Annotated in this window: 10 protein-coding genes; 5 read left to right on the top strand and 5 right to left on the bottom strand. The window is 72.3% G+C overall.

Annotated elements, in window-relative coordinates:
- Window positions 1–429 precede the first annotated feature (429 nt).
- Window positions 430–1,224, top strand: coding sequence for an HAD family hydrolase (locus tag AB0917_RS04010; RefSeq protein ID WP_366817928.1), 795 nt, complete (start codon window positions 430–432; stop codon window positions 1,222–1,224).
- 528 nt (window positions 1,225–1,752) lie between these two features.
- On the opposite strand, the gene AB0917_RS04005 is transcribed toward AB0917_RS04010, so the two are convergent.
- The 3 genes from AB0917_RS04005 to AB0917_RS03995 all read right to left on the bottom strand — a co-directional run bounded on the left by AB0917_RS04005 (window position 1,753) and on the right by AB0917_RS03995 (window position 5,756).
- Window positions 1,753–2,904 (bottom strand): PQQ-dependent sugar dehydrogenase, encoded by a 1,152-nt coding sequence (locus AB0917_RS04005; RefSeq protein ID WP_366817872.1) that lies wholly within the window; start codon window positions 2,902–2,904, stop codon window positions 1,753–1,755.
- A gap of 376 nt (window positions 2,905–3,280) precedes the next feature.
- On the bottom strand, window positions 3,281–4,765 hold the full coding sequence (locus AB0917_RS04000) for a penicillin-binding protein 2 (protein WP_366817871.1): 1,485 nt from the start codon (window positions 4,763–4,765) through the stop codon (window positions 3,281–3,283).
- A gap of 145 nt (window positions 4,766–4,910) precedes the next feature.
- A complete protein-coding gene (locus tag AB0917_RS03995) occupies window positions 4,911–5,756 on the bottom strand; it encodes an LLM class F420-dependent oxidoreductase (RefSeq protein WP_366817870.1) in 846 nt (281 codons plus the stop codon).
- Between the two features lie 216 nt (window positions 5,757–5,972).
- Between AB0917_RS03995 and AB0917_RS03990 the strand changes: the two genes are divergently transcribed.
- From AB0917_RS03990 to AB0917_RS03975, 4 genes are all read left to right on the top strand, one after another.
- A complete protein-coding gene (locus AB0917_RS03990; RefSeq protein WP_366817927.1) occupies window positions 5,973–6,434 on the top strand; it encodes a sel1 repeat family protein in 462 nt (153 codons plus the stop codon).
- Window positions 6,435–6,848: 414 nt separating this feature from the next.
- The gene (locus AB0917_RS03985) at window positions 6,849–8,153 is read left to right on the top strand and encodes a peptidase (RefSeq protein ID WP_366817869.1); all 1,305 of its coding nucleotides are present in this window, start codon (window positions 6,849–6,851) and stop codon (window positions 8,151–8,153) included.
- A gap of 175 nt (window positions 8,154–8,328) precedes the next feature.
- Window positions 8,329–9,378, top strand: coding sequence for an aldo/keto reductase (locus AB0917_RS03980; protein ID WP_366817868.1), 1,050 nt, complete (start codon window positions 8,329–8,331; stop codon window positions 9,376–9,378).
- A 393-nt stretch (window positions 9,379–9,771) separates the two neighbouring features.
- Complete coding sequence (locus AB0917_RS03975) at window positions 9,772–11,331, top strand: pectate lyase (protein ID WP_366817867.1); 1,560 nt, start codon at window positions 9,772–9,774, stop codon at window positions 11,329–11,331.
- On the opposite strand, the gene AB0917_RS03970 is transcribed toward AB0917_RS03975, so the two are convergent.
- A complete protein-coding gene (locus AB0917_RS03970) occupies window positions 11,328–12,620 on the bottom strand; it encodes a pectinesterase family protein (RefSeq protein WP_366817865.1) in 1,293 nt (430 codons plus the stop codon). The two genes, AB0917_RS03975 and AB0917_RS03970, sit on opposite strands and share 4 nt — an antisense overlap.
- A 130-nt stretch (window positions 12,621–12,750) precedes the next feature.
- On the bottom strand, window positions 12,751–14,103 hold the full coding sequence (locus AB0917_RS03965; protein ID WP_366817864.1) for a pectate lyase: 1,353 nt from the start codon (window positions 14,101–14,103) through the stop codon (window positions 12,751–12,753).
- Window positions 14,104–14,127: the final 24 nt, after the last annotated feature.

Raw genomic sequence — 14,127 nt, 5'->3', positions numbered from 1 at the left:
GGGGCGCCGGAGGGCCTGGGGTACCGGAGGGCGGGCGCCGAGGGCCGGGCCTCGGAGGGCGGGGGTGCCGGAGGCCTGGGTCCCGGGGGCCGGGGTCTCGGCGGGCGGGCGCCGGAGGGCGGGGCGCCGGGAGCCGGGCCTCGGAGGGTGGGGGTGCCGGAGGGCCTGGGGTGCCGGAGGGCGGAGGCATCGCGGGCCTGGGTCCCGGAGGGCGGGCGCCGGAGAGCGGGCGCCGGAGGGGCGGGGGCGTCGCGGGCCGGGGGCGCCAGAGGTCGGGGAGCCCGGGGCCGGGGCGCCGAAGGGCAGGGGCGCCGGAGGCCGAGGGCGCCCCGAGCTGGGGCCCGCACCTCCGACGCCTTCACTCGTGCGGGCCGACTCACCGAATGAGAGCCGTGACACGGCGTCCTCACGCCTAGTGTCGGCACGGTGATGGAAACGATCGTCCTCGGCATCGGCGAAACCCTCGTACGCGACGACCGCCACTGGGCGTCCTGGGCCAACTGGCTCGGCGTCCCCGCGCACACGCTCAGCGCGCTGGTGGGCGCGGCCGTCGCCCAGGGGCGCGACGCCACGGACGCGCTGCGGGTGCTGCGGCCGGACATGGACGTCGACGAGGCCTACCTCGCCCGCGTGGCCGCCGGGCGCGGTGAGCACCTCGACGAGTCGGACCTCTACCCGGACGTGCGGCCGGCGCTCGCGGAGCTGCGGGCGGCGGGGGTGCGGGTCGTCGTGGCGGGGAACGGGACGGTACGGGCCGGGGAACTGCTGCGGGCGCTCGACCTGCCCGCGGACCTGGTGGTGACCTCGGACGAGTGGGGCGTACGGAAGCCGGACCCGGCCTTCTTCGCGCGGGTGGTGGAGGTGTCCGGGGCCGAGCCGGCCGCGACGCTGTACGTGGGCGACCACCCGGCGGACGACCTGTTCCCGGCGGCCGCGGCGGGGCTGCGGACGGCGCATCTGCGGCGGGGGCCGTACGGGCACTGGTGGGCGGAGCATCCGGACGTGGTGGGGACGGCTGACTTCCGGGTCGACGCGTTGACGGAGCTTGCGGGGGTGGTGGACGCGGTGGGGGGTGAGGCGGGCCGCCGTCCCCCGGCCCGTCCGGCCTCCGAGGACGGAAGCGGGCGGGTGGGGGCCGGGTCCGGGAGCGGGGGCGGCTCCGGGAGCGGGAGCAGGACTGAGGGCGGGCGCCTTGCGAGGGTCTCGCACCTGCGGGGCCTCTGAGCACCGGGCCGCCGGGCCGCCGGGCCCACCCCGGCAACGGTTCCGTCCTCGAACGCCGGACGGGCCGGGGTGGGTAAGCCGGGTGCCCGCCCGGCCCTCGTCAGTGCCCGACCGACCCAGGTCAGTGCCCGACGAGCCAGGATGGGCCGGTTGAGCCGGGTCGGGCCAGGCCTGGCAGGGCCACACCAAGCCGGGCAGGGCCAGGCCAGGCGGGGCCGGGCCAAGCCGGGCCAAGCCGGGCCAAGCCGGGCCAAGCCGGGCCAGGCCGGGCCGGGCCAGGCCGGGCAGGGCCAAGCCGGGTCGGGCCGAGCAGGGCCAGGTCGGGCCGAGCCAAGCCGGGTCGGGCCAAGCAGAGCCGGGCACGCCAAGCCGGGCAGGGCAGGCCGGGCCAGGTCGAGCCGAACCAAGCAGGGCCGGGCCAGGCAGGGCAGGACCGAACCAGGCCAGGCCAGGCCAAGCCGGGCCGAGCCGCCCCGAAGCTGCCGCCCCGAAGCCGTCGGCCCGGCCAGGCCCGGAGCTACCGGCCCGTCACGCCGGGTCCACGCGGGAGACCGTGCCGCCGATCGCCAGCACGTACAGCTCCCCGTCACCCGCCTCCACGAACGAGATCACCTCGCCGCCCTGGACCCCCAGGTCGCCCTCGTCCGTCACCTCGCCGTTCTCGATCCGGAGCGTGCGGAGCGTGCCGTCGCAGTAGTCGCTGAAGACGTACTGGCCCGCCAGGTCCGCGATCGCCTCGCCCCGGTAGACGAACCCGCCCGTCACCGAGCAGCCCAGGCCGCTGCGGTCGTACTCGTGGACCGGGGGCACGTGGTTCGCCGGCTCCGTGCCGCCCCGGAACGGGTGGTTGCCCTCCATCGAGGACCAGCCGTAGTTCTCGCCGCCCTCGCTGTCCGCCGGGGCCCAGTCGATCTCCTCCCACTCGCTCTGGCCCACGTCACCGATGAGCAGGTCGCCCGTGCCCGCGTCGAAAGAGAACCGCCACGGGTTGCGGAGCCCGTACGCCCATATCTCGTCCCGCGCGTCCTCCTCCGCCACGAACGGGTTGTCCGCCGGGATGGCGTACGGCTCCCCGCCGCCCGGGTCGATCCGGAGCAGCTTGCCGAGCAGGGTGTCCAGGTTCTGGCCGTTGCCGTGCGGGTCGCCGCCCGAACCGCCGTCGCCGAAGGCGATGTAGAGGTAGCCGTCGGGGCCGAACTTGATGTCGCCGCCGTTGTGGTTCGGGTACGGCTGCTCCTGGGTGAGGACCGTGCGCCGGGTGTCCGGCTGGAGTTGACCGTCCTCCACCGCGAACTCGTCGATGGTGCTGGTGCCTTCGAGGTCCGTGTACGAGATGTAGAAGTGCGCGAACTCCGGGTCGAACGCCACGCCCAGCAGGCCGCGTTCGCCGTCGGTCGTGGTCTCGGCGGAGATGTCGAGGACCGGTTCGCCGAGGCCCTGGTCGCCCAGGACCCGTACCGTGCCTGCCCGTTCGGCGATCCAGACCTTGCCGTCCGGGCCGGCCGCACCGGCCGACGGGCTCTGGGCCGTGGCCACTTCGGTGAGCGTGACCGAGGCCTGCGGGGGCGGTGCGGTGGGCCCTTCCGTCGACGCCGACGCCGTCGTCAGAGCCGTCAGGGTCAGGGATGCGGTGAGGACGAGAGCGCCGATGATCGCCGAGCTTCTGGTGCGAACTTTCACCGTGGCCTCCTGGAGGCGGCGAGTGGGGGAGTTCACCCTGGCTGCTCCGGGCAGAGTTCGGTGGGGGTGCCCGCGCCAGTATGCAACCGGGGTGGGGGCGTGTGCCACTGGCTACGGACGAGAGTACGGGGGCCGGTGCGGCCTGGCCTAGGCCAATGCACGGTCCGATCTCGCGAAGGGCACCGGCCGAGCGACCGACCTCGCGGCGGAATCCGGCCGGGCGACCGACCTCGCGGAGGAGACCGATCGGACGGCCGACCCCGTGCAGGAAACCGGCCGGACAACCGACCTCGCCGAGAAGACCCGCCGGACCACCGCCCCCGTGAAGGAGACCCGCCGGACAACCGACCTCACCGAGGAGTCCGGCCGTAGGCCCCTACTCCCCCAGCACCGCCTCCATCACCTTCTTCGCGATCGGCGCTCCGAGGCGGCCACCGGAGATGTCCGAGCGGGAGATGTCCATGTCCGTCGGGTCGATGAAGACGGCGACGGCGACCGAACGGCCGTCGTCCTTCTTGCCGTAGCTGACGAACCAGCCGTACGGGACCTCGTCGCGCACGTTCACGCCGCGCTGGGCGGTGCCCGTCTTGCCGCCGACCGTGACACCGTCGATCAGGGCGCGCTGCGCGCTGCCCTCCTTCGCGGTGTACTCCATCATCTCCTGGACCTTCTTCGCCGTCTCGGGCGAGACGGCCTGGCTCATCTCCGCCGGCTCGTTCGTCTCCAGCGTGGACAGGTCCGGGCCCTTCAGCTCCTCCACGATGTACGGCTGCATCAGCTTGCCGTCGTTGGCGAGCGCCGCCGTCACCATCGCCATCTGCATCGGGGTGCTCGTCAGGCTGCCCTGGCCCATGCCGGTCAGGGCCGTGCCGGGCTTGTCGAGCTTCTCCGGGTAGAGGCTCTTCGTGGCGAGCATGTCGCCGAACTCCTGCGCGTACACGTCCTCGTTGAAGCCGAACTTCTCCGCCGTCTCCCGCATCCGGTCCTCGCCCAGCTCGGCGGCAGCGTCGAGGAAGACGTTGTTGCAGGAGTACTGCATGGCGGTCTTCATGGACGCCTTGTCGCAGATGCCGTCCCCCGCCTCGCTGTCGATCTTGTTCGTGGAGAGCGGCAGCGGGTACGGCGAGACCGCCTTCGTCGGGGCGTCCACGTCCGTGACCACGCCGTGCTCCAGCGCCGCGGCCGCCGTGAGGATCTTGAAGGTCGAGCCGGGCGGGAAGGTCTCGCGCAGCGGGCGGTTGACCAGCGGCTTGCTCTTGTCGTCGAGGAGCGCCTTGAAGCGGTCGCTCTCCTTGAACGAGATCCCGGCGAAGGCCTCCGGGTCGTACGAGGGCGTCGAGACCAGGGCCAGCACCTTGCCGGTGCGCGGGTCCAGGGCGACGACCGCGCCCCGGGCGCCCAGGTCGGTCAGCCCCTTGTAGCCGGCCTTCTGCGCCTTGGGGTCGATCGTGGTGATCACGCTGCCGCCGCGCCTCGGCTGCCCCATCAGGACGTCCTTGGCGTGCCGGAAGGCGAAGCGGTCGTCCTGGCCGCTGAGGACGCTGTCGTACGTCCGCTCCAGCAGCGAGGTGCCCTGGGCCTGGGAGGCGTAACCGGTGACGGGCGCGTACATCGGCCCGTCCTTGAACGTCCGCCGGAACTTGTAGTCCCTGCTCTCCGTCTCCTTCGAGCCGGTGATCGCCTTGCCGCCGACGATGATGTCGCCGCGCGGGGTGGAGAACCGCTCGAACCGGACCCGATTGTTCCGCTCGTGCTGGGACAGCTCCACACGGTCGACCTGCTGGAGCCAGTTCGCCCGCAGCAGCAGCGCCAGCACCAGCAGCCCGCAGAAGATGGCTATGTGCCGCAACGGCCTGTTCATTCCACTCCCCACCCAGGCGGGCCCACCGCCCGCACGCACGAAAGCGCGTGCGGGCCGGGCCCACGTATGCGATCCCCCGGGAGTAAGGATGCCTTGTCGGCGCCCCCGGTTGCACAGGGCCCGTGCGGCCGGGCCCCGGGGGGCCTCAGAGGTAGGCCGCGTACCCGTCCAGGACCCGCAGCACCTCCGGCTCGCCGGCCGGGGGCAGCTGGAGCACGACCTCCTCGATGCCCAGGTCGGCGTAGTGGGCGAGCTTCCCTGGGGCGGGGACGACGGCGTACGGCACCACCTGGAGCTCCTTCGGGTCGCGGCCCGCCTCCTCCCAGGCCGCCCGCAGCTTCGGGACGGACTCCGTCAGCCCCCGGCCGCCGATGGGCAGCCAGCCGTCGGCGTGCTCCGCGATGGCCGCGAACAGCTTCGGGCCCGCCCCGCCGCCGATCAGCGTGCGCGGGCCGGCGACCGGCCCGCGCGGCGCCCGCACCGGTTTCGGGAACGCGAAGCTCGCCTGCACCGACCCGAACTCCCCCTCGTACGCCGTCGGTTCGGCCGACCACAGCGCCCGCATCAGCGCCAGCCGGTCGCCCGTCAGCTCCCGGCGCGTGGACCACTCGACCCCGTGGTCGGCGGCCTCCTCCACGTTCCAGCCGTAGCCGACGCCGAGCGTGAAGCGGCCGCCGGAGAGGTGGTCCAGGGTCGCCACCTGCTTGGCCAGGTCGATCGGGTCGTGCTGGGCGACCAGGGTGATCCCGGTGCCGAGCGTGATCCGTTCGGTGACGGCCGCCACCTGGCCGAGCGCCACGAAGGGGTCCAGGGTGCGGCCGTACTCGCGGGGCAGGTCACCGCCCGCCGGGTACGGGGTGCGGCGGCTCACCGGGATGTGGGTGTGTTCGGGCAGGTAGAGCCCGGCGAACCCGCGCTGTTCCAGCTCGCGCGCCAGCCGCACGGGGGTCACCGTCTCGTCGGTGAGGAAGATGGTTGTGGCGATCCGCATCGGACACCTCCGTCGTCTGTACGAGGGGCCAACGTAAGCCGTGGGCCGGTGAAATCCGAGACCCCTTTCCGCGCTCGCCGCCGAGTCCCCTCCGCCCTGTCACTCCCCCCTCCGTCCTGTCACTCCCCCCTCCGGCTCTCTTCCGGTACGAGGGGCGCGGGAGGGGGGAAGCAAGGGACCATGGGGAGCCGACCTGGGAAAGGACGTGGGATGCGGATGGGGCTGGGGCTGGGGTTCTTCCTGTTGCCCGCAGGTGGTGCGCTGAGCCTGACCGGGGTGTTCCTGGGCAACAGCACGCTGATCAACCTGAGCTGGATCATGTGGATGGCCGGTGTCCTGCTGCTGATCGCCCAGCGCTACCGCCGCCCTCCGGACCCGCGGGAGCTGGCCGTCGCCGCTGCCGCCGGGGACGCCCGTGCGGTACGAGGGCTGCGCACGCTCGCCCTGGACGCGCGGAGCCAGGGGCGGCCGGAGGCGGCGGAGCGGATGCTGCGGCAGGCGGCGAAGGCCGGGGACGTGGAGTCGATGTGGGAGCTGGGCCGGCTGCTCCAGGAGCGCGAGGGACCGGCTGCGGCGGAGCCCTGGTACCGGATGGCCGCCGGGCGCGGCCATGTCGTCGCCAGGCGGCTGTTCCGGGCGGGCGGCGAGCTGAACCCGGACGGGACGAGCCCGCTGTAGCCGTATCTGCGCCGCAGCTGTGCCGCACCTGCGCCGTGCGCACGTCATCCGAGCGGCACAGGTGTGGCAGCCCCCTTCCCCTCCGGCCCCGGCCCCGGCTCCGGCCCGGCCCGGCCCGGAGTGATCCCCGATGCCCCGGGGGACGGCCGCCACCGCCGTAGGTGATGCCCCGTCAGGCAAGGGGCCGAGAGGGCTTTCCATGGCGTTGGTCACAGGAAAAACACAGCAACGGAGAGCAACTGCCCCCTTTTGCTCTCTCTGTCTGCCGGCGTTGGCGTCGCCCCGCCCGCCGGGGCCGGGAAATGCCCACCGTACGTTCGTACGTCCGCCATACCATCACCACAGGCCACCCGTGTGATCTCCACCGCCGGGGCGGCCCCACCCGTTCTTCGTCCCGATATCAAAAGGGCTCATGTGAAGATTCGCCGCATTCTCGCCACGGCCGTCGCCGTCGCCGTGACGACGCCCGCCGTCATGCTCTCCGTCACCCCCGCGTTCGCCGACACCCAGCCCGCCGCGCAGGCGGACGCACAGGCCCGGTCGCAGGCCAAGCCGACCGTCAAGGAGCTCGAAAAGGCGGCGGCCGAGGCGCAGAAGGCGTACGAGACGGCCCTCGCGGCCAAGGAGGCCGCGTACCAGGCGGTGGAGGAGGCGTTCTCCGACACCGCGCCCCACGCGGTGACGGCCAAGGCCGCCCGCAAGGCCGCGGAGGACGCGGCCACCGCGAAGGACACCGCCGACCAGGCGGTCGTGGACGCGCGGACCGCGCTCGACGACCTGACCGAGGACGCCACCGAGGAGGAGAGGACCACCGCGCAGAAGGCCCTCTCCGAGGCGGAGGCGGCCGCCGCGACGGCGGCGACGGCCAAGACCACGGCCGACGCCGACGCCAAGGCCGCCGCCACAGCCGCCGATGACGCACGGATCGCCGCGCTGCGGGCGGACAACACGGCGCAGAAGACCCTGGATGAGGCGCTCGCCGCCAAGAAGGCCGCCGACGCCGCCCTGGCCCGCGCCAAGGAGGAGGAGGACCAGGGCGACGGGGAGTGCGTGGACGAGCCGGGCCTCACCACGGTCGTGACCGGCTTCCCCTCCACGGTCACCGCCGGTACCTCCACCACCTTCTCGGTCCGGGTGTCCAACGGCACCGGGAAGGACCTGGGCCAGGTCCTCACGTACGCGGGTGTCCACGCGACCGACAAGACCGGCGTCAAGGACATCGCCACGTACCTGAAGCTGACGTGGTCCACCGCCGCGTCCCCGAAGTGGCAGAACGTCGACGGCGACCTCTACATCGACGCCATCGGCGGGCTGAAGCAGGGCAGCCACGCCGACATCAAGCTGCGCCTCGACGTCGACGCCAAGTCCCCGGCCGGGCAGGGCCTCACCTTCATCGCGGGTGACTACTTCAACGAGGACGGCTCCTGCGGTCTGACGCCCGACGCCGCCGTCAACGAGTTCGACATCAAGGCGGCGGCCGTGAAGCCCGTCACCAAGCCGACCCCCACGCCCAGCACGAGCGCCCCGGTCGCCGGCTCCGGGGTCACCCCGCAGGGCTCGGGTTCGAGCGTTCCGGTGAACACCACGAGCGGCACCCTCGCCGCGACCGGCTCGTCGGACACCACCACGGAGATGGCCCTGGCGAGCGGCGCCGCCGTCGCGCTCGGCGCCGGGGCGATGTTCCTCGCGCGCCGCCGCAAGGCGGGGGCCGACGCCTGAGCCACACCTGAGGCGTAGGGACACAACGAGAAGGGGCCTCATCGCGTGCCGCGGTGAGGCCTCTTCGGCGTACGCCCGGTTCCGAAACCGCTTGCCCTGAAGCGCACTCCACCTCTTAGAGTGCCGCGAGGCCCCGGCCGAACGTGCCAGGGTTCCACGGAACGAAGGAGCGGCCATGCGCTATCGCACACTCGGCGGCACCGGCATCAAGGTAAGCGCGCACTGCCTCGGCACCATGATGTTCGGCGCGGTCGGCAACCCCGATCACGACGCGTCCGTACGGGTCATCCACGCCGCCCTCGACGCGGGCATCAACTTCGTCGACACGGCGGACATGTACTCCTCCGGCGAGTCCGAAGTCATCGTCGGCAAAGCGCTCAAGGGCCGTCGCGACGATGTCGTCCTCGCCACGAAGGTCCACTTCCCGATGGGCGACGACCCCAACCGGGGCGGGAATTCCCGGCGTTGGATCGTCAAGGGGGTGGAGGAGAGCCTGCGCCGCCTCGGCACCGACTGGATCGACCTCTACCAGGTCCACCGCCCCGACCACACGACGGACATCGAGGAGACCCTCTCCGCGCTGACCGACCTCGTGCGGGCGGGCAAGATCCGTACGTTCGGCTGCTCGACGTTCCCGGCGGAGGAGATCGTCGAGTCCCATGTCGTCGCCGAGCGGCGGGGGACGGGCCGGTTCAGGACCGAGCAGCCGCCGTACTCGATCCTCGCCCGGGGCGTCGAGAAGTCGGTCCTCCCGGTCTGCCGCCGCTACGGCATGGGCGTCCTCACCTGGAGCCCCCTGGCATCCGGCTTCCTGACCGGCAAGTACCGCAAGGGCGGGACCATCGACCTGTCAGCCGGCCGCGCGGCCCTGCACCCCCACCGCTTCGACCCGTCGGCCCCGCTGACCGCCGCCAAGCTGGAGGTCGTGGAGCAGCTCGTGGCCGTCGCCGACAGCATCGGCACCACGCTGCCCCAGCTGGCCGTCGCGTTCCCCATCGCCCACCCCGCCGTCACCTCGGTGATCATCGGCCCGCGCACGATGGACCAGCTGGAGGGCCTGCTGAAGGGCGCCTCGCTGACCCTGGACGACGAGACCCTCGACCGCATCGACGCGATCGTGGCCCCGGGGACGGACGTCTACCCGCCCGACGGCGTCTGGACCCCGCCGTCACTGACCGAGGTCCCGCTGCGCAGGCGGCCGGTGGGCGACCGCGCGGGAGCGTAGGGGCCTCCCCGCGCGGAGCATAGGGATCTCCCCGCGCGGGAGCACAGGGATCTCCCCGCGCGGGAGCACACGGGTCTCAACTCGTCTGCCAACTCGCCTGCCGACCGGCCTGCCGACTGACCTGCCGGCCGGCCGGCCAACTCGCCTGCCGACTGGCCCGCTTCGCCACAAAGGGCGCATCGGGCCAGTGCGGGGATTCAAGCGCTGCACGGACCTTGCCAGGGCCACTCCCCTCCTTCTATCTTCACGTGAGAAAGCGCTTTCTATCTTCCACGAGAACCCCCTCCCCCACCCAGGGGAGCGCTCCCACATGTCATGTACGCGACATGCAGCTCACGCGGTCGCGTCATGCCCTTCCGCACCCACCATCCGAAGACGAATGGGGAGACGAACATGAGACGACCAGTCGCACGGCGGTTGCAGGCCGCCGTCGCCACCCTGGCCCTCGCGGCCGCCACCGGCGTGGTGCTGACGACGGCGCCCGAGGCCTCGGCGGCGACCGGCAGCGCCACCGGGTACGCCACCCAGAACGGCGGGACCACCGGCGGCGCCGGCGGGCAGACCGTACGCGCCACCACCGGCACCCAGATCCACGCGGCCCTGTGCGGGCGGGCCAGCAGCAGCACCCCGATCGTCATCGAGGTCGAGGGCACCATCAACCACGGCAACACCACCAAGGTGTCCGGCAGCAGCTGCAACACCGCCGCCGACGTGATCGAGATCAAGCAGGTCAGCAACGTCACGCTCGTCGGCGTCGGCAAGGGGGCTGTCTTCGACCAGCTGGGCATCCACCTGCGCGAGGCAAGCAACGTCATCATCCAGAACGTGACCGTCCGGAACGTCAAGAAGTCCGGTTCGCCCACCTCCAACGGCGGTGACGCCATCGGCATGGAGAAGGACGTCCGCAACGTCTGGGTCGATCACGCCACCCTGGAGGCGTCGGGCGGGGAGTCGCAGGGGTACGACGGCCTCTTCGACCTCAAGAACAACACGCAGTACGTGACCCTCTCGTACAGCATCCTGCGCAACTCCGGCCGTGGCGGGCTCGTCGGATCGAGCGAGACCGAGCTCTCCAACGGCTTCATCACCTACCACCACAACCTGTACGAGAACATCGACTCCCGTGCGCCCCTGCTGCGCGGCGGCATCGCCCACATCTACAACAACCACTACGTCAAGCTCAACGACTCCGGCATCAACTCCCGCGCCGGGGCCCGCGCCAAGGTGGAGAACAACTACTTCAAGAACTCCAAGGACGTGCTCGGCACCTTCTACACCGACGCGGCCGGATACTGGCAGGTCAGCGGCAACACGCTCGACAACGTGACCTGGTCCAGCCCCGGCAGCAAGACCAACCCTGCCGGGCCCGACATGAAGTCCACCACCACGGTGAGCATCCCCTACAACTACCGCGCGGACGCGGCCAGTTGTGTGCCGGACGTCGTCAGCCGGACGGCGGGCGCGGGCACGGGGCTGAAGGTCTCCGACGGCAACTGCTCCCCGCAGACCCCGACCCCGGGACCGACCGACCCGACTCCGGGGCCGACCGATCCCACCCCCGGGCCGACCGACCCCGCACCGCCCACCGGAACCAACCTCAGCATCGGCGCCGGCTCCGACGGCTCCAGCAAGGCCGCCGGCACCAGCTACGGCGACCTGCGCGACGGCAACCTGAACACCTACTGGTCGCCCGTCGGCACCACCGGCTCCGCCTCGATCAAGTGGCCCTCCGCCACCGCCGTGTCCTCGGTCGTCATCCGCGAGGCGGCGGGCTCCACGGGCACCGTCAAGGGCTGGCGGCTCCTGAACGCCGACACCGGAGCGGTCCTGACCTCCGGCAACGGTGCGGGGACCATCACCTTCCCCCGCACCACCCTGCGCAAGATCACCTTCGAGATCACCAGCTCGACCGGCACCCCGAAGATCGCCGAGTACGAGACCTACGCGGGCTAGCCCCGCACGTCCTGCCCATCCCGCACGCCCCACCCATCCCCCACATCCCCCACATCCCGCGATCGTCCGTTCCCGACCCGCATCCCCCACGTACCCGGGAGGTGCGGGTCCCGGGCGTCCAGCCAGCGGGCCGGTGTGTGGGCGCGGGCCTCGGCCGCGCCGAGCTGCGGCCGGTTCGCGGGGACGGTGACGCGGGCGCCGGGGCCGGAGTTGCGGTACTCGGCGAAGCGCTGCTCCTGCCAGGGGAAGCCCGCGGACATGGTGGCGTACGGGGTCACGGCGTCGATCCCCGGGCCGAGGTGGCTGTCCCGCACGGTCAGCATCGGGCGCGCGGTGAGGTCCGACGACGGCACCCAGGGGCGGGCCAGCTTGTAGTACGCGTCCGGGGCGGTGCTCGTGACCCGGGAGCGCAGGACCAGGAAGCCGTACGGGTTGGGCCCGGCGGTGCTGGGTGCGAAGACGAAGCCGTACGGGGCCGAGGCCAGGTCGGTGCGGGTGAGCGCGCGGAAGTGGCACCGGTCGAAGACGGCGGTCGCGCGGCCGAAGACGAAGTCGACGTCACCCTCCACGTAGCAGTCGCGGTAGTAGTGGCGGGCGAACGCGGTGAGGGCGAGGGAGTCGGCGTACAGGGTGTCCTGGTGGCCGAGGAACCGGCAGCGGTAGAACGCCGACCGGTCGCCCTGGACCTTGATGGCGACGGCCTGCGTGCCCGTGTACTCGGGGTTGTCGGAGCGCAGCCAGTCGTTGGCGAACGTCAGGTCACGGGCGGTGAACCCGGCCGCCTGGACGGTGACGGAGGCCGATCCGCTGGTGCCCAGGGTCCCGGTGCCGTCGGGTGTCGGTGTGCCCGCCGCGTTGTCGTACACGAGCACGGTGTCCCGGGCGTCACCGCTCGCGCCGATCAGAGTGAGCCCCGCGTGGGCGGGGCCGATGAGGACCGTCGCCCGGTAGACGCCGGGGGCGATCACGATGGTGCGGCCGGTGGCGGTGCCCTTGCCTGTGCCTGCGCCCGCTCCTGTGCCTGTGCCCGTGCCTGTGCCGGCGGCGCTGGTGGCGGTCGTCGCGTCCACGGCGGACTGTACGTCGGTGTGGTCGCCCCGGCCGTACGGGTCGACGTACAGCGTGCGGGGGTCCCGGCGCCGGGCGGGTGAGCCGTGGCGGCCGAAGGGGTGGGGGCGGTGAGCGGTCCCGGCCTGGGCGACCGGGGCGCCGAGGGCGAGGGCGGCGGCCGTTCCGGCGAGCAGGGTGAGGGCGGTGCGCCTGCTGGGCGTGGTGGGGCTGCTGGGCATGGGTCCTCCTCGGGGTGAGCGGCGAAAGGCCGGAGCGGCGCTCTCCGGGATGGTGGAAAGCATGCGGTGCCGCTCCGGCCGGTTTCAGGGGCCTACAGGGTTCTGCGCTCGGTCAGTTCGGTCAGTTCGGTCAGTGGCCGGTCGCCCTGCCCGCCCCGGCCTTGAGCGCCACGAGCACCGGAACGAGGAGCGGGTGGTGGACCGCCGTCCGCAGCTTCGGGGTCCAGCCGGCGCCCTCGGTGAGGTGCTCCTCGGGAACGCCCGCGTTGTGGACGGCGATCAGGTCGGTCTTGCGCCCGTTGACGTAGTTGTCGCCGGCCGTGAGCGAGGACTCCGACCACTTCTTCAGGATCGTCGCCCGGTCCACGCCCCGGTTGAGCGTGAACGCGTTGTGCTCGGCGACCAGTTGGGACTCGGCGCCGATGCCGTACGTGTAGCCGTAGGCGCTGCCCGTCGTCGCGACGAAGTGGTTGTTGTACGAGTCGACCTGGCCGAACCGGACGCGCGGGGCCCGCTCGTTGACGTCTTTGAAGAGGTTGTGGTGGAGCGTGACGCGGAGCTTGCCCCGGTCGTCGGCGCCCGCGCTGTCGCTGTTGCCGATGAGCATGGTCTTGTCGTGGTCCTTGAGGACGTTCCACGAGACGGTGACCAGGTCGGCGCCGCGCACGATGTCGAAGAGGCCGTCGTGCTGCTGGTACACCTGGCCGAAGTAGTGGGGCTGGTCGACGTCGGGGCGGCCGCCGTCGCTGAAGGTGTTGTGGTCGACCCAGACGTGGCGGGAGCCGTACACGACGAGGTTGTCGTACTCCGCGTTCCAGGCGCCCCCGGCCCCGTCCGTGGGGTCCCACTGGGGGAAGCAGTCGTAGGTGTCCTCGAAGGTGATGTTGCGGATGATGACGTTGGAGACGTCCCGCACCTGGAGCCCGGCACCGACGATCTTCGGGTTCTTGCCCACGCCGACCAGGGTGGTGTTGGAGGGGACCTTGATGTTGACGGCGGCCGCCTGGAGCTTCGCGGAGGCGCCCCGGGCCTCCTCCAGCGGGCCCGAGGGGATCGCGTCGCGGCCCCAGACCTCGGGGTCGTAGGCGGCGAGGTACTTCTCCAGCGTGTAGCCGCCGGTCTGGTACTGCTCGCAGCCGATCGGTGTGCCGTTGGCGTCGGAGTTGCCGTGGACGGTCCCGGAGATCCTGACGATCTTCGGTGCGTCGCCCGCCGCCGCGAACGCGGCGATGAGTTCGGCCCGGTTGGTCACGGTGTAGACGTGCTCGGGGGCGGCGTCCGCACCGCCCGTGGTGGAGCCCTCTGCGGCGGCCCAGCCGTCTCCGGCGGGCAGGACGGCGCGCTCGATCCCCGTGCCGTGGGGGTGGGGGTGCGGGCGCGGGGTGGTGGCCTGGGCCGGGGCGCTCATGGCGAGGGCCAGCGAGGCGCAGCCCAGGGCCACGGCGATGGCGCGGGTGCGGGTGTGGCGTGTGCGTGCGGGCATGGCGAATCCTTCTCTGTCGTCGAG

The organism is Streptomyces sp. NPDC007346 (genome assembly GCF_040703535.1).
GTDB lineage: Bacteria > Actinomycetota > Actinomycetes > Streptomycetales > Streptomycetaceae > Streptomyces.
The sequence above is the reverse complement of the archived record's forward strand: the minus strand, read 5'-3'. Positions and strand labels throughout refer to the sequence as shown.

Bases quoted from the DNA above. Each gene is read 5' to 3' on its own strand.
- AB0917_RS04000 (WP_366817871.1), bottom strand. From the start codon at position 4,765: ATGAACAGGCCGTTGCGGCACATAGCCATCTTCTGCGGGCTGCTGGTG.
- AB0917_RS03965 (WP_366817864.1), bottom strand. From the start codon at position 14,103: ATGCCCGCACGCACACGCCACACCCGCACCCGCGCCATCGCCGTGGCC.
- AB0917_RS03995 (WP_366817870.1), bottom strand. From the start codon at position 5,756: ATGCGGATCGCCACAACCATCTTCCTCACCGACGAGACGGTGACCCCC.
- AB0917_RS03980 (WP_366817868.1), top strand. From the start codon at position 8,329: ATGCGCTATCGCACACTCGGCGGCACCGGCATCAAGGTAAGCGCGCAC.
- AB0917_RS03990 (WP_366817927.1), top strand. From the start codon at position 5,973: ATGGGGCTGGGGCTGGGGTTCTTCCTGTTGCCCGCAGGTGGTGCGCTG.
- AB0917_RS03975 (WP_366817867.1), top strand. From the start codon at position 9,772: ATGAGACGACCAGTCGCACGGCGGTTGCAGGCCGCCGTCGCCACCCTG.
- AB0917_RS03970 (WP_366817865.1), bottom strand. From the start codon at position 12,620: ATGCCCAGCAGCCCCACCACGCCCAGCAGGCGCACCGCCCTCACCCTG.
- AB0917_RS04010 (WP_366817928.1), top strand. From the start codon at position 430: ATGGAAACGATCGTCCTCGGCATCGGCGAAACCCTCGTACGCGACGAC.